The organism is Novosphingobium kunmingense (assembly GCF_002813245.1).
Lineage (GTDB): Bacteria > Pseudomonadota > Alphaproteobacteria > Sphingomonadales > Sphingomonadaceae > Novosphingobium > Novosphingobium kunmingense.
On the sequence record NZ_PHUF01000003.1, the window covers coordinates 305,532 to 323,458 of the forward strand.

Consider the following 17,927-nt stretch of genomic DNA (forward strand, 5'->3'; position numbering starts at 1 on the left):
GGAAAATCGGGCCTGCAAGGATCCTGGCCTACTGTTCCAGTTCGATGTCCCAGTACAGCCAGTCGCGCCATGTCTCGTGCAGGTAGTTGGGCGGGAAACCGCGGCCGCGTTCCTGCAATTGCCAGCTGGTCGGGCGGATCGGCGGGACCAGCAGGGGCATGTGTGCCTGCGCCGGGGTGCGTCCGCCTTTCCTGAGGTTGCAGGGCGCGCAGGCTGTGGCAACGTTTTCCCAGCTGGTCCGTCCGCCAAGGCGGCGGGGAACGACGTGGTCGAAGGTCAGGTTGTGGGGGCTGCCGCAATACTGGCAGGTGAAACGGTCGCGCAGGAACAGGTTGAACCGGGTGAAGGCGGGAAACTCGCTGGGCTTCACGTATTGCCGCAGCGCGATCACGCTGGGTATCGGCATGGTCCAGCTCGGCGAATGGACTTCGCGGGCATAGCTGGCGACGATGTCGACCCGTTCGAGGAACACGGCCTTGATCGCGGTCTGCCATGGCCACAGGCTGAGCGGATAGTAGCTGAGCGGGGTATAGTCCGCGTTCAGGACAAGGGCAGGGCAATCGTGGAGATGCCGGGCGGGGTCGCCCTCTGCGCTGCGGAACCGGGCCGCGCGCTCGATCAGCTCCGACTTGAGCATGGCTCCCGGTAGCAACCGGAAATGACGGTTCTGCTACAACACATGGGTGCAATGAACATAAGCCGACTCGCCCCGTCAAGGCTTGCGCGCAGTGACAATCCACAGGACAAGCGCGCCGTGACCGTCACGCCACGCCCGACCACCCGCTTTGCCCCCAGCCCCAACGGTCCGCTGCACCTGGGCCATGCCTTTGCGGCCATCGTCGCGCACGATCTGGCCCGCTCGCGCGGCGGACGGTTCGTGCTGCGGATCGAGGACATCGACGCCGGGCGGAGCCGCGCCGAACTCGTGCCTGAAATCCTGGCCGACCTGGCCTGGCTGGGTCTCGCCTGGGACGGGCCGGTTGTGTTTCAGTCACGGCGGCTGGCCTCCTATGCGGTGGCGGCGGAGCGGCTGAAGGCGATGGGCCTCATCTATCCGTGCCGCTGCACCCGCGCCGAAGTGCTGGCCGCCGCCACCGCGACGGGGCCCGATGGTCCGCTCTATCCCGGCACCTGCCGCGGGCGCGACGTCGATCCCCGGGGCGCGGCCTGGCGGCTCGACATGACAAGGGCTGCTGCGCTTGTCGGACCGCTCATCTGGACCGACGAACGCGCCGGAGAACAGCCCGCGCAGCCCGAGCTGTTCGGCGACATCGTCCTGCTGCGCAAGGAGGCACCCGCCTCCTATCACCTCGCCGCCACACTCGACGATGCGGCAGACGGCGTCACCCTGGTCACCCGGGGGCGCGATCTTTTCGAGGCGACGCATGTCCACCGCCTGCTCCAGGCCCTGCTGGACCTGCCGGTACCGACCTGGCATCACCACGACCTGCTGCTTGAAGCCGACGGGCGGAAGCTGGCCAAGCGGCGCGGTTCGCCATCGCTGGCCGATCGCCGCCGCCATGCCGAGGATGGGAAGGCTCTGGCGGTCGCGCTGCGCGAAGGGCGCTTCCCCGCTGGCATTTGGCTTGGCGCAGGCCTAAGAGAGTCGGCATGACCATCGTTCTGACCATCGTTCTCCTCGCCCTCATGGCAGGGGTCGTCTACAGCCTGGTGAAGGGCATCGTCGCCTTCATGCAAGGCACCAAGGAAGACCTCTACAGTGCCACCGGCAATGGTCCGACGCCCAACCAGATCCGCCAGAACAAGGCCATGATGCAGCGCGTGCTGTTCCAGGGCGCGGCCATCATAGTGGTGGCGCTGTTGCTGTTCGCCACCCGCTGAACGGTCCCCCCGTGGTCAAGCTGAACAAGATCTACACCCGCACGGGTGACGATGGCACCACCGGCCTGGTCGACGGGTCGCGCTGCCCCAAGCATGCGGCGAGAATGGAGGCGATCGGCGCGGTGGACGAAGCGAACAGCGCGCTGGGCCTCGCTATCGTGGCCCTCGCGGGCGCCGACCACGCGAGCGACCTGATCCGGGTTCAGAACGACCTGTTCGACCTTGGCGCCGATCTCGCCACCCCGGGCGACGATTTCACGCCGTCGCAGATGGTCCTGCGCATCGTGGCGGGGCAGGCCACCTGGATCGAGACGCGGATCGATGCCGCCAATGACAGCCTGCCGCCATTGACCAGCTTCATTCTTCCCGGCGGGAGCGAGGCTGCTTCACGCCTGCACGTGGCGCGTGCCGCCGTACGCCGGGCCGAACGGGCGATGACCGCGCTGGCCGCCGAAGCTCCGGTCAATCCCGCGGCACTGGCCTATATCAACCGCCTGTCGGACTATCTGTTCGTGCTGTGCCGAGCGGTGAACGCGGCTGCCGGCGGCGATGTGCTGTGGGTTCCGGGCCAAAACCGCTAGCCACGGCGACTTCCCCCCGCTAACCAGCCGCTTTTGCTGCACATGCGAAGGAGCGGGGAATGCGCACAGTCGGGGTGATCGGGGCCGGCCAGATGGGGTCGGGCATCAGTCAGGCGATCGCCCAGGCGGGCATGAAGGTCCTTCTGGCGGACATCGACATTGCGCTCGCCGAAAAGGCGAAGGCGGGGATCGACAAGGGCCTGGCCCGCCTCGTCTCGCGCGAAAAGATCACCCCGGCTCAGGCCGAAGCGGCACTGTCCCGCATCACCCCTGTGGCCGACTATGCGCCCATGGCCGAAGCCGATCTGATCATCGAGGCGGCGACCGAGCGCGAAGAGATCAAGAGAAAGATCTTTGCCGCCGCCGGCGAGGTGCTGCGCGACGATGCGATCCTGGCATCGAACACCAGCTCGATTCCGATCACTCGCATGGCGGCCGGGACGCCCGATCCGGCGCGGTTCATCGGGCTTCACTTCTTCAATCCGGTCCCGGTGATGGGCCTGATCGAGGTGATCCCTGGCCTCGCCACCAGCCCCGAAACGATTGCCCGCACCCGCGCCTTCGCCGAAGCACTGGGCAAGCAAGTGGTCCAGGCCGAGGACGAGCCGGGCTTCGTCGTCAACCGCATCCTCCTGCCGATGATCAACGAGGCGGTCTTCGTGCTGGGGTCAGGCACGGCCAGCATCGCCGATATCGACAAGGGGTGCCGCCTTGGCCTCAATCACCCGATGGGCCCGCTCGAGCTGGCCGATTTCGTCGGGCTCGACACCTGCCTCGAAATCGTCCGCGTGCTTTACGGCACGACCGGCGACAGCAAGTACCGCCCGGCGCCCTTGCTGGTGAAATATGTCGAAGCCGGCTGGCTGGGTCGCAAGGCCGGTCGTGGCTTCTACGACTATTCGGGCGATGCGCCTGTGCCGACCAGGTGAGCCGGCTCGCACCGGCCAGCCTTGCGCCGATGCGGCGGGTACTTATAGTCCGGGGCCGAGGAGCGGCCATGTATCCCGCCGAGCGGCACCGGCTTTCTGGCAGAACGAGGCGGAAGCAGGCGCACCGCGCCGCCATGGGCTGCGTCCCGCGCCCGTCCGGCTACGGGCCTGAGATCGCCTCTCGGTGAGCAGCGGGGGCAAAGGCAGGGCGGTATCCAGCAGCGCCTGGGCGCTGGTCAACACGCTGGCCAGCATGGCACCGTCCTTCGTCAGCTTCGTGCTGGTCACCAACTGGCTCGGGGCGGGCCAGCTAGGCCTCCTCGCGCTGGTGGGCGCCGCGCTGTTTCCCCTGCGTTTTGCCGACCTTGGCTTGTCAGGGGCCGTGACTCGCTATGTCGGGGCCTACCAGGGCGCCCAGGCGGCCCGGCATATGCGCGAGATCGTCTGGCTTTCCTGGGCGATCAGCGCCCTGGCCTTCGCCGTGCTCGTTGCTATCTGTCTGATCGTCGCGCCGCCGCTGCTTGCGCGAACGATCGACCCGTCACTGCTTGGTGAGGCTCGCCGCCTGATGCCGCTCCTGATTGCGGCAGCCGCAGTGCAACTGCTGTTCAGCCCGCTGATGGCCGGACTGCTGGGTCGACAACGCTTCCGGCTGGTCTACGGGGCGGGAACGGCCGTTGCCGTGGTGCAGCTCGTGCTGGTCGGCCCCCTGATCCTGGCCTTCGGGATCGCCGGGATGGTTCTCGCCCAGATCGCACAGCTGGTCCTGGTAACGCTCATTTTCGGTGCAGTCGTTTTCGGTGCAAGGGACGGCAAGGCCCAGGCCGTTGCGGATGCCGACCGCCTCGACCGGCGGGGGTTCGTCCGTTTTGCCATGCAGGTCAGTGGCTCCACCCTGCTTACGACTCTGGTCGAGCCGGTGACCAAGCTGGTGCTGGGCAGCACCGTATCGCTGGCCGTGATGGGTCTATACGAGGTGCTGTGGCGCATCCTGATGCAGTTTCGCACCTTGCTCGCCGCGCCGTCCTATCCGATCGGGGTCGCGTTGATCGGGTCGTGGCAGGCCGGGCGCGATGCGGCGCGCGCCGATTTCACCGTGCTGTCGCTGCTCGCCTGGTTCGGTGCGGCTGCGGTGCTGGCCGCCGCGCCGGCTGCGCTCCTCGCCTATGACCTCGTCACAGCCGGGCAGGCGTCACAATGGCCGGGCGCGCTTGTCGCAGGGGCAATCGGGCTGTCGCTGGCGCTGGGTTTCATGACCGTGCCAAGCTACTTCCTGTCGATGGCGGCGAACCGCATGGCGCCTGTCATCGCAGGGACGCTCGCCAATCTCGCGCTGCAGCTTGGCCTTGGCGGCTTGGCCGGCGTCGGGCTGGGCTGGCAGGGCGCCTTGTGGCTGGTGGTCCTTGCCTATGCCGTGTCGGCGCTGGTGCAGATGGGGCTGGCCTGGCGGCTGCTGGACTTTCCCCCGCTGCCGCATCGCACCGATCTGAGCGCGGCCTGGCTGCGCGCGCGCAGGGCGATCGGTCGAAGCGGCTAGCCCTTGCGGCGCTTCATCCGCGCTTCCATCGTCCAGTGCGGCAGCAGGCGACGGGCGAGTGCGCGGAGCCGCTTCTTGACCGCGAACAAGGCTGACACCGCCGGTGACGCGCGTTCTGCCACGCGGCCGTCGATCAGTGCGATGCGGCTCGGCGGGACGCCGCGCGCCCGGATCGCGCCGGCGGCCAGCGTCGCAAAGTGCGCGTTGTCCTGCCCGACGATCCCGCCGCAGGCCGAAAGCAGCGCGATATTCTTGTAGGCCGAGCGGGTTTCCTGCTCCGCCAGGGCGGGATTATCGACCAGCATCTTGTGGTTGGCGTTGTTGAAGCGTTGTTCGTCGCGGTCGAAGATCAGCGCGACTCCAGGGGGGCATTCGATCTCTGCCGCCGCATCGGGACTGTCGCTGGCAAGGAACAGCGCCTCGAACGGCCAGTCTTCTTGGATCCGGGCGATGTGCCGGTTCAGCTCGGCCGCCGGCACGAAGGCGGTCTCGACCGCCTTGTCGCCGCGGCGCAGGTGCACGCCGAGGCAATGGCCGCCAACGCCAAGGCGCTCGCGCTCGCTCTCGCAAAAGGTCGCCATGGCTAGGGTCGGACGAAGCCAGGCCAGCGCCGCGCCTTCCAGTGCGAGCCGATCCGGCACGGCGACAGCGAGTTTCGCCGAAACCAGCGGCAGCAGCAGCGCATCGTCGAAGGGAAGCGCGCGAGCGGCGTCATAGCACACCACCGAATCGTCCTGCGCCGCATCGAGCCGTGCCGGCACGACCGTGCCGACCGGGGCTGGAGCGGGTTCGCCGGCAAAGGTCTGCGCATACGGCGGATCGTCGCTGCGCAGAAACACGGGCCGCCGATCCAGCGCAAGCGCTAGCAGCAGGGTGTGGACGCGCCCGCTGATCTGGCCGCCGAGGCCGCAGGGATAGGGGAGGAACACCACGGTGCGCGGGGCTTCGGCGACCAGACGGTCAAGCCGCGCGGCGACGGCCTGCACCAGATCGGCATCGGTCGGAGGGACGGTCATCGAACCGCGTCCGCGATGATCGCGGCAAGGACGGACGTTCCGGCCGCAGTGAGGTGCACGATGTCGGCATAGCAGGCATCGCCCCAGCGCGGGTCCGCGGCAAGGTCGACGATCCCGATCGAGCGGTCGTCCTGCCCGAGCGAGCGGGCATAAGCGACCAGGTCATCCCGCCCGCAGCCGCCGCGATAGGGCAGGCAGACTAAGGTGACCGTGCCGGCAAAGGATCCGCCCAGCGCGGCGAAGCGCGTCCGGTTGGCCTCGCGCTGGTCGGGGGTGACGCCGGACTGCCGGACCGTTCGGGCGCCGAAGCGGCGGTAGAGCGTGCGCGCGGCGAGGAACGGTGCAAGCAAGGCAGGCTTCTGCGTCGGAAAGGACAAGGTGCTCTCCCCTTCGCCGATCGTGTCGAGGTCGCCGGGGTTGAGCAGCAGAATGAGATGGTCTGCCTTGCGCCACGCCGGCAAGGCTTCCAGTGCTCCCAGAGTGTTGGCCAGCGCCCAGCCGTGGCACGCAACCGGCCGCACCGGTTGCCCGGTTGCCGCGGCAAGGCGTTCGGCAAGGGTATCGGCCTGGGACAGTTGCAGGCCGCCGTCGACGACGCTGTCGCCGGCGATGACCGTGCTCCCCGACAGGTCGACATAGTCAGCATCGCTGCGCATCCCTGCGCCGTTGTAGCGCCAGGCGATCCGCCCACGGAACAGGCCCGACTGGTCGGGCGCCATGCGATAGACGCAGGCCGGATCGCGGCGGTACAGCGGAAAGGCGTCGAAGCCGGCGCGGCGCAGCACGATCTCCCCCGCCACCACCGCAACGATCACGATCAGGAGAAGGCTGGTCACGGGGCAAGTCCCAGCGCGGCCATCAGCCGCCGCACGCTTTCGGCGCCCTGGCTGCGGGCGGTCGCTGCCGCCGTGTCGGGCGGCTGGCGCCGCCCGATCGAGCCGAGCGGCAGGTTCGCCGGATTCCCGTCGTGGGTAAGGTGAACGAGCCCGCCCGAGAGGCAATGCCGTTCGATGAGAGTGCCCCGCCGCACGATAACCGGCACGCCGAGCTGGACCGCCCTCCCGAAGATGCCGGAGGCCTGGTCGTAATCGGGGGCATAGCTGCACCACACCGCATCGGCACAGGCATAGAGATCGCGCAGGCCCACCTCGTCGACGAAGACCGGCTCTGCAAGGCCGCCTGCGCGTTCGAACTGCGCCTGTTCTACGGCGATCTCGGGCGTGGTGCCGCCGCCGAAGGCGAACAGCCACTCGCCGTGCAAGTCGTCACGCGCGACATAGGTCTGGGCAAACTGGTCGAAGCCCTTGGACACGTCCTGGCGTCCGATCGCGCAGCAGATCCGCCGCGTGCCGGCTGCCGCGCGGATCCTTGCTGCAAGGCCGCCCTGGGTGTGGGCGGCAAGCGGTTCGGGATAATGCAGGTCCCACAGCTGTGGGTCCCAGATCCAGTCCTTCGCCACCTCGGCAAACCGCGGCTCTAGGGCGAAGGGCAGGAGCGTGAAGGTCGTCACCCCGGGAACGCGCAGCAGCAGGCGCAGCATGGCCCGCTTCAGGCGCAGTTTCGGCGTGTCTGGATCGAGCACCGGCAACGGACGGAACAGCAGCCCAGCGGTCGGGCGGCCCAAGGCCGCGCGCGCCAGGGCCAACAGTACGTATCGCGGCATCGACGCCTCGAGCGCGCCGACCAGCACCGGCCTTCGGGTCAGCGCCGCCGTGAACCAGGAACCGGTCCGCTTCGCGCCGAGCAGCCGCGCAAAGAGCGCGTAATAGTCCAGCCGGTGACCTTCGTTGCCATCGTGCGAATCGTACAGGCAGACGCGCGGGCCGGACGGATCGTGTTGCGGTTGCGCGACCATGACCGCTGCCTTAGCCGCCTGCCGACACGATGCGCCAGCGTCGATCCTACTATAACCATCCTAGAAATAAAACTTTCCTACAAATAACCATATTGGTTATCTGATGGTCGTACCATTGATAGGAGCGCCCATGCCGTCGACACCCATTCAGACTCCATCGAGTTACATTTCCAGCCACGCCGCAGCCTTTGCCGACGGCGAGGGCGCGGCGGTACTGGTCAGCGCCGCCAGCCCGCTTCCGGTTGCCTTCGGCGCCCCCGCTGCGACGCCGCTGGCCGGGTCGACCGCGGCCAGCGGGATCTTCGGTCCCTACGCCCCGGCGCTTGGCCGCGCGGTCATGCTGTCCCTTGGCGGCACCTGGACCGGGGCGGTCAAGGTCCTGCGCTCGGCCGATGGCGGGGCCACCAAGGTCCCGCTCACCCTTGGGGGGCAGCCGTGGGGCCAATTCACCGGCAATTGCTGCGAACCGGTCTGGGACGAAAGCGAAGGCGCCGCGCGCCTTTATCTCGACATGGCGCTGAACTCGGGCACCTGCACCTACCGGTTCGCCCAATGAGCGCCGACATCGTCGCGCGCGGCCTCGCGAAACAGGCCGCTTCGACCTCCACCGGCCGCACAGTCCAGGACAAGCTGAGCGAAACCGTCTCGGTGCTCGACTTCGGGGCCAAGGGTGATGGCGTGGCGGACGATACCGCCGCCATTCAGGCAGCGATCAATGCCGAACTGACGCCCAATGGCGGGGCCCTGTACTTTCCCGACGGGATCTACAGGATTACCGCCAAACTGGTCATTCCGTTCGCGACGGGGTGGCGGATCTACGGCCAGTCGCGCCGCGGGACGATCATCCGCCAGGCGACGTCGAACACGCGGATCTTCAGCCTCGAATCCGATCTGATCCACAGCTGGGAAATCGGACACCTGTCCTTTCAGTGGGCGGTCAACCAACCGGCCAGCAACACCCAGGCCGTCGCGATCTTCCTGGGGACCGGAGCCGCCACATCGAGCGGCCTGTTCGATTGGCACGTTCACCACTGCGTCTTCCACAACGGCTTTCGCGGCGTGGCTTCGGACCCGTCGAACAGTCCGGCCGTGTGGGGCGCGACCGTCGATCATTGTCAGCACCAGGGCACAATGTCCGGGGCCATGGTCTGCTTCGTGCCCACTCCGGCCGTCGGCCAGCCACGAATCACTGTTGCGGACAGCACCCTGACGCTGACCAACGCGAGCGAAGCGGGCGTCAGGATATACTACGGCGACAACATCGTGCTGCGCAGCCTCGAATTGCTTGGCGGCACGGCGCCGATCCCGGTGATCGAAATCAGCGGCGCCTTCGTCTCGCTGATCGGATGCAAGGTCGAAAACTACAGCGCGGGCGCGTCGTCCACCGATCCGCTGATCAAGCTGGTCCAGAGCCAGGCGACGGTCATCAACTGTTCGTGCAACGGCCTCAGCGGCAGCGGCGGCGCGCCGCGCTTCATCCAGGGCGTCACCGGGACGCAACTCGCCATAACCGGGCTGTGGTGCAGCGACAGCATGACCGGCGGCACGCCCATCGCCTATTGCGCCGATACCATCAGCCTGGTCGCCAACGTCCGGCTCCAGGGCCGGTTCACCGACAAGCTGCGATCCTACATCGGATCGGGCGCTCCGCTTCCGCGGCTGGATATCGACAAGCGCCAGAGCGATGCGGTGACCGAGATCGGCGATGCCTCCGTCACGCTGAACGCCGCGTCGGACCGGATCCAGTGCTTCACCGCAACCGTCACCGCGGCGCGTTCGGTCACCCTTCCCGGCAGCGGCGTCGCCTACGACGGGATGGAATTCGAAGTGGTGCGTCGGGCATCGTCGCCCGGCGCCTTCGTGGTCCAGGTCATCGATCCGCTGTCCGGCCAGGATTTCTTCTTTCCCGCCAATTGCCGCGGCAGCATCCGTTATCGCTGCATCGGCGGCGGATCGTGGCGGATCATGCAGGCCAGCACGTTCCACGCCGCGGATACGGGGTGGACCGCATCGACCGGCACCGCCAGCAAGGCCGCCTTTGCGGTCTACGCCGGTGCGACCCACACCGCGTCCTATGTCCAGGCCACGGTCCAGGCCCTCGACAACGCGGCGCGCGATACGGCCCGCCGCGTCAAGGCGATCGAGGACGCGCTGTTTGCGGGCGGCCTGATCAGGGCCTGACGCCTCGGCCGGGTTGCGTTCGCCATGGCGCGCGTTATGCGTTCGCGCCATGGCGCACCTGCCCCAGCACCCGGACCCGTCAGGCCCGAGCCGAGCCGCGCGCCACAAGGCGGTCATCGCGGTGGTCTGGGCGCAGTTCGGTGCCTACCACGTCGATCGCTGCGAGGCGCTGGGCCGTCGTCTTTCCGGACACCGCGACGTGCTGGCGGTTGAGGTCGCGTCCGCTTCGACAAGCTATGCCTGGCAGCCATCGGGTGCCATTGCCGGCGGGGCGGAGAAGGTAACCCTGTTCCCGGGCCGCCGGTTCGAGGACATCCCGCAGATCAGCCGTCTGGTTGCGTTGACGCGGGTGCTTCGTCGCTGCGAAACGGTCTTTCTGGGGCTCGGATACGGCACCGTCGATGCGGTGATCCTGGCCTGGGTCCTTCGCCTTCTCGGGGTCAGGGTCGTGCTGATGACCGACTCCAAGGCCGAGGACCGCCCCCGCAACGTCGTGTTCGAAGCGATCAAGCGCGCGGCCCTGTGGCCGCATCGCGCCGCCATCGTCGCCGGACAGCGCCAGATCGATTACCTGCGCGGCCTCGGCTTTCGCCGGCGCCCGGTGCTGCCGGGCTATGACGGGGTCAGCGTGGCAAGGGTGCGGCTGGAAGCGGGATGCGAACCGGCGCCGGACGGCACCGCTTTCGCCGACCGACCGTTCCTGTTCGTCGGGCGCTTCGTCGAAAAGAAGAACATTCCCGTCCTGATCGACGCCTACGCCGCCTATATCGCCCGGGCAGGCACCGGCGCACGGCCGCTCCATCTTGCCGGATCCGGCCCGCTCGATGCCGCACTGAAGGCCAAGGTCGAGCGATTGGGGCTTGGCGACAAGATCCGCTTCCTGGGCTTTCTCGACAGCGCGGGGACCAGCCGGGCCATGGGCGGCGCGCTTGCCCTGATCCTGCCCAGCACGGTCGAGCAGTGGGGGCTTGTCGTGAACGAGGCCGTAGCCGTCGGGCTTCCCATCCTCGCGTCCTTTCCCGTCGGCGCGCGCGACTTGCTGGTTCGTGACGGCGTGAACGGCTTCTCGTTCGATCCCGCCGACCACCAGGCCATCGCGGCTGCGATGCACGCGCTGGCCGGCGACGAGGCGCTGTGGCGGCGCATGGCCACTGCGTCGCGCGATCTCGCCTGGCTGGGCGACTGCGACCGCCTGGTCGATGCGGTCGAAGTGCTGCTCGATCCGACGGCGAGCGCCGCACGGGCGGGCGTCGACCGGGTCCTCGCAGCCTTTCCCCCGGCGCAATCGTCGAGCGCCCGATGACACGGCCGCTGCATGGCCGCACGATCGGCTTGCTTTCGGCCTGGGCGTCGCGGCTTGGCGGCGGCGTGTTCGAGGCAGTGCTGGCCCAGGCGAAACTGATCGAGGCGCTGGGCGGAACCGCGCGCGTCTTCGCCCTTCACGACGCGTACAGCGACGCGGACCGGCCTCGGTTCGGCTCGGTCGCGGTCGAAACCTTTCCCATCGTCGGGCCTGAGCTGATCGGCTTTGCGCCAAGGCTGATCCCGGCGCTGCTCGATGCGCCGATCGACGCGCTCCACCTTCACGGGATCTGGAAATACCCCTCGCGGGCCGGTGCGATCTGGGCGCGCCGGACGGGGCGGCCCTACTTGATTTCGCCGCATGGGATGCTCGATCCCTGGATAACCTCGCGCGGGCGCTGGAAGAAGGCGCTGGCCCGCCGCGGCTACGAAAATGCCAGCTGGCGCGCGGCCTCGGCGTTCCACGCGCTGACCGGCGATGAAGCGGCGGACATCCTGCGCGAGACAGGCCGCGACACGGTCCATGTCATCGCCAATCCCGCCCCGCCGCCCGGTCCGCCGCCAAGCCTGGCTCGGCTGCCGCATGTTGTCGCGATCGGGCGGATCCACCCCAAGAAGAACCTCGGCGCGCTGGTGGCCGCTTGGCGCCAGGCCCGCCTGCCGGCTGGGGCACGGCTCATCCTGGCCGGCTGGGGCGATCCGGTTGACGTCGCCGCGCTCGAGGCTGTCGTCGCCGAAGCGGGGCCGGACGTCGATTTCATCAGGCCGGTCTATGGCGAGGACAAGGCCCGCCTTCTCGCCGGGGCGCGCTTCACCGTGCTACCCTCGTTCAGCGAGGGCCTGCCCATGGCGGCGATCGAAGGCTGGGCCGCCGGGACGCCAGCGATCCTGACGCCGGCCTGCCACCTGCCCGAAGGGGTCGAGGCCGGCGCCGCGCTGGCCTGCGGCACCGACCCCGCGTCGATTGCCCGCGCGCTCGAACAGGGACTGGGGCTGGAGCCGGGGCGATGGCTCGCCATGGCCCGGGCAGCCCAGGCGCTGGCGACCGGCCCGTTTTCCGAAACGGAGATCGCGGCGCGCTGGGCCGACGCCTATGGCGCCGCACTGGACGAGCCGCGCTAGGGCAGGGCTTCGAGCCGCACCGCCCCCATTCGCACGCCGCTTGCGCCGGGGCGGGCGGCAAAGCCGATCCACCGGGCCGGGCAGGCCCCGTCCATCGTCACGGTCACGAACCAGCGCCTGGAGCGCGGGTCAAGCGCCGGTTCGATGAAGTCGCGGGTGGCGTTGGCACAGCTGAAGAAGGCCAGGGTCCGGTCGCTGGGCGAACCGTCTCCGGACACGGCTTGCCACGACAGGCGATAGCTGCCCTGCGGGATGAAGACGAGCTGGCGCACGATCATCTCGGGCAGGCTCGCCGTGCTGTCGATCGTAAGGGTCTGGCCCGGTCCATCGCTCGCCGGCGAGAGGACCGCGCTGGTCTGGCTGTTGCCGATGAAGAACCAGGCGAATTCGCTTTCGGTCTGATCGAGCCTGGCGGCGGCAAAGTCGCTGTCGTAGAGCAGACCCTTGCCCGCGCCCGGACAATGCGCGCGCCAAAGCTGCTCGGCCTCGGCCGGTTGGCCCGCGGCGATCAGGCGGGATACCGCCGCGCCGACCGGCTGGCAGCCGATCTGCGTGCCGCGCTGCGCCACGGCGAACAGGACGGCGACGCGCTGCGCAAGGCGGTCAGGCGGAAGACTGGCGAGGTCCATCGCATAGCGCCGCAGCCACGGGGCCTTCAGGCTCATCCGCTCGGCCAGCGCCACCCGGCCGACCGCGCTGCGCTCGAACGGGTCGAACAGCCGTCGATCGGCGAGGAGGGCAGGGTTCTGCCTGACCAGCGCATCGAGCCGCAGCGCGGCCATGCGCAGGTCGCCTTCCTCGAGCGCGCGGCCCATGACATAGAGCTGGGTGTATGGCACCCGCCAGCCAAGCCGGGCCGCGACGCGAAAGGCGCGATCGGCGGTGGGCGCATCACCGCGGGCCAGTCGCGCGGCGCCCAGCAGGGCCGTGCTTTGCGGATCGATCGGCGCGTCGTCCACGGCGCGCTCGCCAAGGGTCAGCGCAGCGGCACTGTCACCAGAGGCCAGGGCTGCCGCACCGGCGCTGCGCAGGGTCTGGGACTGCAGGAAAGCGGGCACCATCTGGCCCAGGTCGGGGTGCGTTTCGGCCGCCCGGTCAAGTCCGCTGGCCAGGGCCAGCGCCGCGTAGATGGCACAGGCCGCCACCGCCGCGACGGAGGCAACCCTGCGCGACACGGTCAGGCGTGATCCTTGCGGTCGGAACCGTATTGGTAATAGTCGTAGCCGTAGTATTCCGAATACCGGTTGCCTGCCTTGAGCGGATCGAACTTGGTCAGGACCGCGCCCAGCAGCAACGGCCGCATCGCGCGCAGTCGGCGAAGCGAGGTCTTCAGCGAGCCGCGCCGGTTACGATCGGCTTCGACCACGAAAACCACCCCGTCGACCAGGGCCGAGATCAGCGGCGCATCGGCCAGCCCGAGGATCGGCGGGCTGTCGATCACCACGACGTCGTAGGCCGCTGCCGCTTCCTCGAGGATCTGTTCGATCCGCGCGGTCGAAAGCAGCTCGGTCGGGCTGGGCGGAACCGGGCCGGCCATGAGGAAGGACAGATTGTCGTTGCCCGAAGGGACGATCGCGGCAGCCAGCGGTTCGTGCGAGGTCAGCAGGGTCGACAGCCCGCGGTCGCCGTCGATGCCAGTGCGCCGATGCAGCGACGGGCGGCGCATGTCGGCATCGATCAGCAGCACGCGCTTGCCCATTCTGGCGAAGCCTGCGGCAATTGCCTGGCTGCTGGTCGTCTTGCCTTCGGACGGCTGGGCGCTGGTGACCAGCATCACGCGCGGGAGGCCCTCGGTCGTCGAATAGAGCAGCGAGCCGCGCAGCGAGTTGTAGGCTTCCGACATCGGCGACTTGGGATCGGCAAGCGCCGTCTTGGGGTCGCCGTCCTGGGCCTTGGGAATCACGCCCAGGAGCGGCAGGGCGAGCTTGGTTTCGACGTCTTCGGGAACGCGGATCGAATCGTCGAACTGGTCGCGGACGAAGAGGAGCGCGCCGGCAAGGCCCAATCCGACAATCAAGCCGATCAGCAGGTTCTTGAGCAATTTAGGCGACGATGGCCCATCCGGGGCTTCGGCCTTGTCGATGATGTTGACGTTGCTGAGGCTGACCCCGGCGACCGCGTTCAGCGTCTTGTACCGTTCGAGCAGCCCTTCGTAGAGCTGACGGTTGGTTTCCGCTTCGCGCGAAAGCAAGCTGTACTGGACGGTCTTGTCCTGTTCCGAAAGGGTCGCGTTCTTGAGCTGGCCGACCTGCGCGGTGAGCTGCTGTTCGGCTGCCAGAGCGGACTGGTATTCGCTGCGCACCGCGTTGCGTACGTTCTGCGCGGCCTGGGTCAGCTGGGCGGTGATCGCTGCCAGTTCCGATTCCTTTGCCCGCACCGATGGATAGTCCGACAGGTGGGTGGCGCGGTCCTGTTCGAGCGCTGCCTGGATCTGCGCCCGCTGCGCGACCAGCGCGGCAACCGACGGGTTGGCTATGACCTCGGTCGAGGCAAGCAGCGGCACGCCCGACACGGCACGCCAGCGCGCTTCCGCCTGGATGCGCCGCGCGATCGCGTCGTTCGCTGCGGCGTTGATCTGCAGCAGGCTCGAGGTCGTGACCGAGCCACCGCTGCCGCTGGTGTCCCCGCCTGAGCCGCTTGTCGAGGTGGGCTGGGTGCGGATCAGCCCGGCCGCGCGCGAGTAGTCGTTGAGCGCACGCTCCGAGGCTTCGAGCTTTCGGCGGCTTTCGTCGAGCTGCTGCGCAAGGAAGCCGCGCGCGTAGGACGAACTGTCGAACCGGCGCTGCAGGTTGGCCTGGATGAACTCGTTGCCATAGGCGTTGGCGACCCGGGCGGCCATTTCCGGATCGGTGCTTTCGAAGCCGATCGTGACGATCCGCGAATCGCGCGGCAGTTCTATGGTCAGCCCGGCGATCAGCAGGCCGGCGGTCAGATTGCGCTGCTCCTCGGCGGTCAGCGCCGTCGGCGGCGTGTCGATACCCTGCGCCTTGTAGAACGCCGGATTGCCGATCAGCTTGAGGCTTTGCGCGACGCGCTGGGCCAGTCCGCGGCTGCGCAGGATCTCGGTCTGCGAATTGAGGAACCGTTCGGTATCCCAGCTGCTGCCGTTGGTCAGGTTGGTGCTGTCGTCACGGTTGCCCAGGACCCGTTCGCTCTGGTCGTTGATCTGGATCGTCGAGGTGGCGGTGTAACGTGGCGTCTGCAGCAGGGTGGCGACCAGCGCCAACGCAAGCGCAGCCGCGATCACGCCCAGGATCATCCAGATGTTGCTGCGCACCAGTGCCAGCAGGTAGCGCAGGTCGAAGGCGGCGCGGCTTGGACCGAACAGCGCTGCCGCGTCGGCCGGGTCGTGATGGCCGTGCGCGTGATGGAAGCTGTCGGCCGGAAGGTTTGTCGCCACGAAGCTGTCCTCAGCGGAAGATGTAGAAGAGGTTGAACGCCGGTGCGGCCTGGAGGAATTCGCGCCAGGCGCCCTTCAATGCCGAATTGCCCACCACCACGGTGTCGCCGGCCAGGATCTGGGGGTCCGGGGCGTTGCCGCGGCGGATGTCCTTGAGATTGAACCGCGCGCCGGCCCGCTGGCCGTTGATGATGCGGAACACCATCACCTCGTCGAGGCTGGCGGTTTCGGTCGGGCTCTTGGCCTGGGCGATCGCCGAAATCAGCGTAGTGGTTGGCGTGGCCTCGAACACGCCGGGTTCGCGCACGTTGCCTTCGACCGCGAAGGTGGTCTTGTTGCGCTCGGTCACGATGACGGCAACCTGCGGATTGCGGATGAAGCGCCTGCCCAGCCGGCGGGTCAGTTCCTCGCGCAGTTCGGCGGGACGAAGCCCGGCGGCGGGGATCTCGCCGGCAAGCGGAACCTGGACGTTGCCGCTGCCGTCGACCCGGTAGAGGTCGGAGGTCAGTTCCGGCTCGCCCAGCACGCGGATTGCCAGTCGGTCGCCCACGCGCAGGACCTCGTCCTCGGTGGCCGCCGCGGCGCGCACCGGAAACAGGTCGGCGGCGGCGGCACCGGTCGGCAGCAGGTTGGGCCCGCTGCGATCGCATCCGGACAGAACCAGTGCAGCCAGCGCTGCAAGGGCAAGAGCAGCCTTGCTCGTCATCGTTCTTCGTTACCTTTAATCGAGCGGACCGCCCGGAACCCCGAACCACGCGGCGGCAGCAGGAACCCCGCACAGGCTGCACCCGCGATCGCTAATGACATGGAACGAAAAGGATAATCAACCAGCGAATGCAGGGCGAGCAGCGCCAGGCATGCGGCCCCGGCCAAGGCCAGCGCGCGCGCGTTTGCCGGTGCCACCGCGCGTGCCCGGTGGGCCGCGGTGACCAGCGCGGCCGCAATCACGCCCCAGACGATGAGGCCGATGGCTCCCGCCTCGACTGCCAGTTCAAGAATCTCGTTGTGAGCGCGGTTGGGCATCGTTTCGCGCACCACTTCGAGGCGTTCTCCCGCCAGCAGGGCGGGCACCAGATTGCCCATGCCATAGCCGACCGGAAATGCCTGCTGCGCGGTGAACAGGCTGTCGCGCCACAGGTCGGGGCGCATGTCGCGCCCCAGCGCAAAGCGCGCCTCGACACGGTCGAACACCTGGATACGTGTCGCGCCGATCACCGCGAGGCTTGCTGCCAGCGCAGCCGCGACGACGGAAATGGCCGCGGTCCGGCGGGTCAGGCCAAGCCACGGCTTCAGCAACACGGCGCAGGCGATCAGGGCCAGGGGCAGGAGCACGATGCCGGTGCGCGATGCTGTCAGGATCACCGCGATCGACAGCACCAGAGCGATGGCGCCCGACAGGCTCAGCACCACGCTGCGGCGATTGGGCAGACTGCCGCCGTGCAATGCGGCATCGCGAACCACGACGATCGCGGCGACAAGGGCGATCAGCAGGACGTCGGCCGTGCTGTTGTGGTTTGCCTGGAAGCCGTCGAGTGCAGCGGAATCCGGGATATAGAAGCGCATGGCTCCGCCGGCACCCTGCGACACCTGCGCCGCACCGACCAAGACCGTGGCAAGCCCGCCCAGCGCCAGTGCGCCGGCAACCCGGAAGCGCGCGGCCCGTCCCGAAGCAGCGACCATGACCAGGACGAGCGCGGCGGGGATCACGGCAAGCAGGGCGGCCAGCGTCCGTGCCGGCGCAAGAGACAGCGCCCGCCATTCGTTTTCGCGCTCGACCAGGGCGAGAGCTTCGCGAGCCGTCTCCCGGCCGGGCAGGGCATGCCAGATCCCCGGGGGCAGGGGGATCAACTGCACCAACGGAACGGAGATCATCAGGCCGGCGAGGAGGATGGCAACCCGCGGCACCGCGCGGGGGTTGTCATCGTCGCCCGACAGCCACCAGGCCAGCGCCAGCAGCGCCACGAGGACTTGAAGCAGGATTTCCGGGAAAGGTGCCGGAGAGCCGCCCCCGCCGAGCAGGATGGCGCCGAACACGGCGGCAGCGGTCAGCCAGCCCTGACGGGCCAATGACCTAAGTCCGGCAGCGTGCATGATGGCGTCCAGTCCCCGACCGCATTCTGTTGTCTCGATCCGGGACTCTGCAGATTTTCTGCGTCAGGCAA

17 protein-coding genes are annotated in these 17,927 nt (G+C 68.4%); 9 read left to right on the forward strand and 8 right to left on the reverse strand.

Features of this window, described 5'->3' with window-relative positions; translation table 11 throughout:
• Positions 1-28: 28 nt before the first annotated feature.
• The gene (locus B0I00_RS07530; protein WP_100866774.1) at positions 29-637 is read right to left on the reverse strand and encodes an HNH endonuclease; all 609 of its coding nucleotides are present in this window, start codon (positions 635-637) and stop codon (positions 29-31) included.
• 117 nt (positions 638-754) lie between these two features.
• On the opposite strand from B0I00_RS07530, the gene gluQRS reads away from it, so the two are divergent.
• The 5 genes from gluQRS (at position 755) to B0I00_RS07555 (ending at position 4,889) form a co-directional block, all read left to right on the forward strand.
• On the forward strand, positions 755-1,615 hold the full coding sequence (gluQRS, locus tag B0I00_RS07535; RefSeq protein ID WP_232730160.1) for a tRNA glutamyl-Q(34) synthetase GluQRS: 861 nt from the start codon (positions 755-757) through the stop codon (positions 1,613-1,615).
• Positions 1,612-1,842 (forward strand): twin transmembrane helix small protein, encoded by a 231-nt coding sequence (locus tag B0I00_RS07540; RefSeq protein ID WP_100866776.1) that lies wholly within the window; start codon positions 1,612-1,614, stop codon positions 1,840-1,842. The genes gluQRS and B0I00_RS07540 overlap by 4 nt, the downstream gene beginning before the upstream one ends.
• An 11-nt stretch (positions 1,843-1,853) precedes the next feature.
• Positions 1,854-2,423, forward strand: a complete 570-nt coding sequence (locus B0I00_RS07545) for a cob(I)yrinic acid a,c-diamide adenosyltransferase (RefSeq protein WP_100866777.1) — start codon at positions 1,854-1,856, stop codon at positions 2,421-2,423.
• 59 nt (positions 2,424-2,482) lie between these two features.
• Positions 2,483-3,352 (forward strand): 3-hydroxybutyryl-CoA dehydrogenase, encoded by an 870-nt coding sequence (locus B0I00_RS07550; protein ID WP_100866778.1) that lies wholly within the window; start codon positions 2,483-2,485, stop codon positions 3,350-3,352.
• A 184-nt stretch (positions 3,353-3,536) separates the two neighbouring features.
• Positions 3,537-4,889 (forward strand): lipopolysaccharide biosynthesis protein, encoded by a 1,353-nt coding sequence (locus B0I00_RS07555; protein ID WP_100866779.1) that lies wholly within the window; start codon positions 3,537-3,539, stop codon positions 4,887-4,889.
• Here the strand turns inward: B0I00_RS07555 and B0I00_RS07560 are convergent.
• Genes B0I00_RS07560 through B0I00_RS07570 form a run of 3 tightly spaced genes read right to left on the reverse strand, consistent with a single transcriptional unit; the run spans position 4,886 to position 7,760 of the window.
• Entirely contained in the window at positions 4,886-5,905 is a 1,020-nt protein-coding gene (locus tag B0I00_RS07560; RefSeq protein ID WP_100866780.1) for a hypothetical protein, read from the reverse strand. The two genes, B0I00_RS07555 and B0I00_RS07560, sit on opposite strands and share 4 nt — an antisense overlap.
• Complete coding sequence (locus B0I00_RS07565) at positions 5,902-6,741, reverse strand: hypothetical protein (protein ID WP_100866781.1); 840 nt, start codon at positions 6,739-6,741, stop codon at positions 5,902-5,904. The genes B0I00_RS07560 and B0I00_RS07565 overlap by 4 nt, the downstream gene beginning before the upstream one ends.
• Positions 6,738-7,760: a hypothetical protein gene (locus B0I00_RS07570; RefSeq protein ID WP_100866782.1), complete on the reverse strand. Its 1,023-nt coding sequence runs from the start codon at positions 7,758-7,760 to the stop codon at positions 6,738-6,740. The genes B0I00_RS07565 and B0I00_RS07570 overlap by 4 nt, the downstream gene beginning before the upstream one ends.
• 130 nt (positions 7,761-7,890) lie before the next feature.
• On the opposite strand from B0I00_RS07570, the gene B0I00_RS07575 reads away from it, so the two are divergent.
• The 4 genes from B0I00_RS07575 to B0I00_RS07590 are packed head-to-tail and all read left to right on the forward strand — an operon-like array spanning position 7,891 to position 12,365.
• Entirely contained in the window at positions 7,891-8,316 is a 426-nt protein-coding gene (locus tag B0I00_RS07575) for a hypothetical protein (RefSeq protein ID WP_100866783.1), read from the forward strand.
• The gene (locus B0I00_RS17165; RefSeq protein WP_198519170.1) at positions 8,313-9,941 is read left to right on the forward strand and encodes a glycosyl hydrolase family 28-related protein; all 1,629 of its coding nucleotides are present in this window, start codon (positions 8,313-8,315) and stop codon (positions 9,939-9,941) included. Before B0I00_RS07575 ends, B0I00_RS17165 begins: the two co-directional genes overlap by 4 nt.
• A gap of 49 nt (positions 9,942-9,990) precedes the next feature.
• Positions 9,991-11,244, forward strand: a complete 1,254-nt coding sequence (locus B0I00_RS07585; protein ID WP_100866784.1) for a glycosyltransferase — start codon at positions 9,991-9,993, stop codon at positions 11,242-11,244.
• Positions 11,241-12,365 (forward strand): glycosyltransferase, encoded by a 1,125-nt coding sequence (locus B0I00_RS07590; protein ID WP_100866785.1) that lies wholly within the window; start codon positions 11,241-11,243, stop codon positions 12,363-12,365. Before B0I00_RS07585 ends, B0I00_RS07590 begins: the two co-directional genes overlap by 4 nt.
• On the opposite strand, the gene B0I00_RS07595 is transcribed toward B0I00_RS07590, so the two are convergent.
• The 4 genes from B0I00_RS07595 to B0I00_RS07610 are packed head-to-tail and all read right to left on the reverse strand — an operon-like array spanning position 12,362 to position 17,856.
• Positions 12,362-13,540 (reverse strand): copper resistance CopC family protein, encoded by a 1,179-nt coding sequence (locus tag B0I00_RS07595; protein WP_157812498.1) that lies wholly within the window; start codon positions 13,538-13,540, stop codon positions 12,362-12,364. The genes B0I00_RS07590 and B0I00_RS07595 overlap by 4 nt on opposite strands.
• Before the next feature lie 2 nt (positions 13,541-13,542).
• Positions 13,543-15,765 (reverse strand): GumC family protein, encoded by a 2,223-nt coding sequence (locus tag B0I00_RS07600; RefSeq protein WP_232730161.1) that lies wholly within the window; start codon positions 15,763-15,765, stop codon positions 13,543-13,545.
• 10 nt (positions 15,766-15,775) lie between these two features.
• Positions 15,776-16,471, reverse strand: a complete 696-nt coding sequence (locus B0I00_RS07605) for a polysaccharide biosynthesis/export family protein (protein WP_100866787.1) — start codon at positions 16,469-16,471, stop codon at positions 15,776-15,778.
• A complete protein-coding gene (locus B0I00_RS07610; RefSeq protein WP_157812499.1) occupies positions 16,468-17,856 on the reverse strand; it encodes an O-antigen ligase family protein in 1,389 nt (462 codons plus the stop codon). The genes B0I00_RS07605 and B0I00_RS07610 overlap by 4 nt, the downstream gene beginning before the upstream one ends.
• Positions 17,857-17,927: the final 71 nt, after the last annotated feature.

What these genes read in the sequence shown, in the direction of transcription:
- B0I00_RS07530 (WP_100866774.1), bottom strand. Translation starts at nt 637, where the DNA reads ATGCTCAAGTCGGAGCTGATCGAGCGCGCGGCCCGGTTCCGCAGCGCA.
- B0I00_RS07540 (WP_100866776.1), top strand. Translation starts at nt 1,612, where the DNA reads ATGACCATCGTTCTGACCATCGTTCTCCTCGCCCTCATGGCAGGGGTC.
- B0I00_RS07550 (WP_100866778.1), top strand. Translation starts at nt 2,483, where the DNA reads ATGCGCACAGTCGGGGTGATCGGGGCCGGCCAGATGGGGTCGGGCATC.
- B0I00_RS07560 (WP_100866780.1), bottom strand. Translation starts at nt 5,905, where the DNA reads ATGACCGTCCCTCCGACCGATGCCGATCTGGTGCAGGCCGTCGCCGCG.
- B0I00_RS07570 (WP_100866782.1), bottom strand. Translation starts at nt 7,760, where the DNA reads ATGGTCGCGCAACCGCAACACGATCCGTCCGGCCCGCGCGTCTGCCTG.
- B0I00_RS07575 (WP_100866783.1), top strand. Translation starts at nt 7,891, where the DNA reads ATGCCGTCGACACCCATTCAGACTCCATCGAGTTACATTTCCAGCCAC.
- B0I00_RS17165 (WP_198519170.1), top strand. Translation starts at nt 8,313, where the DNA reads ATGAGCGCCGACATCGTCGCGCGCGGCCTCGCGAAACAGGCCGCTTCG.
- B0I00_RS07585 (WP_100866784.1), top strand. Translation starts at nt 9,991, where the DNA reads ATGGCGCACCTGCCCCAGCACCCGGACCCGTCAGGCCCGAGCCGAGCC.
- B0I00_RS07590 (WP_100866785.1), top strand. Translation starts at nt 11,241, where the DNA reads ATGACACGGCCGCTGCATGGCCGCACGATCGGCTTGCTTTCGGCCTGG.
- B0I00_RS07605 (WP_100866787.1), bottom strand. Translation starts at nt 16,471, where the DNA reads ATGACGAGCAAGGCTGCTCTTGCCCTTGCAGCGCTGGCTGCACTGGTT.
- B0I00_RS07610 (WP_157812499.1), bottom strand. Translation starts at nt 17,856, where the DNA reads ATGCACGCTGCCGGACTTAGGTCATTGGCCCGTCAGGGCTGGCTGACC.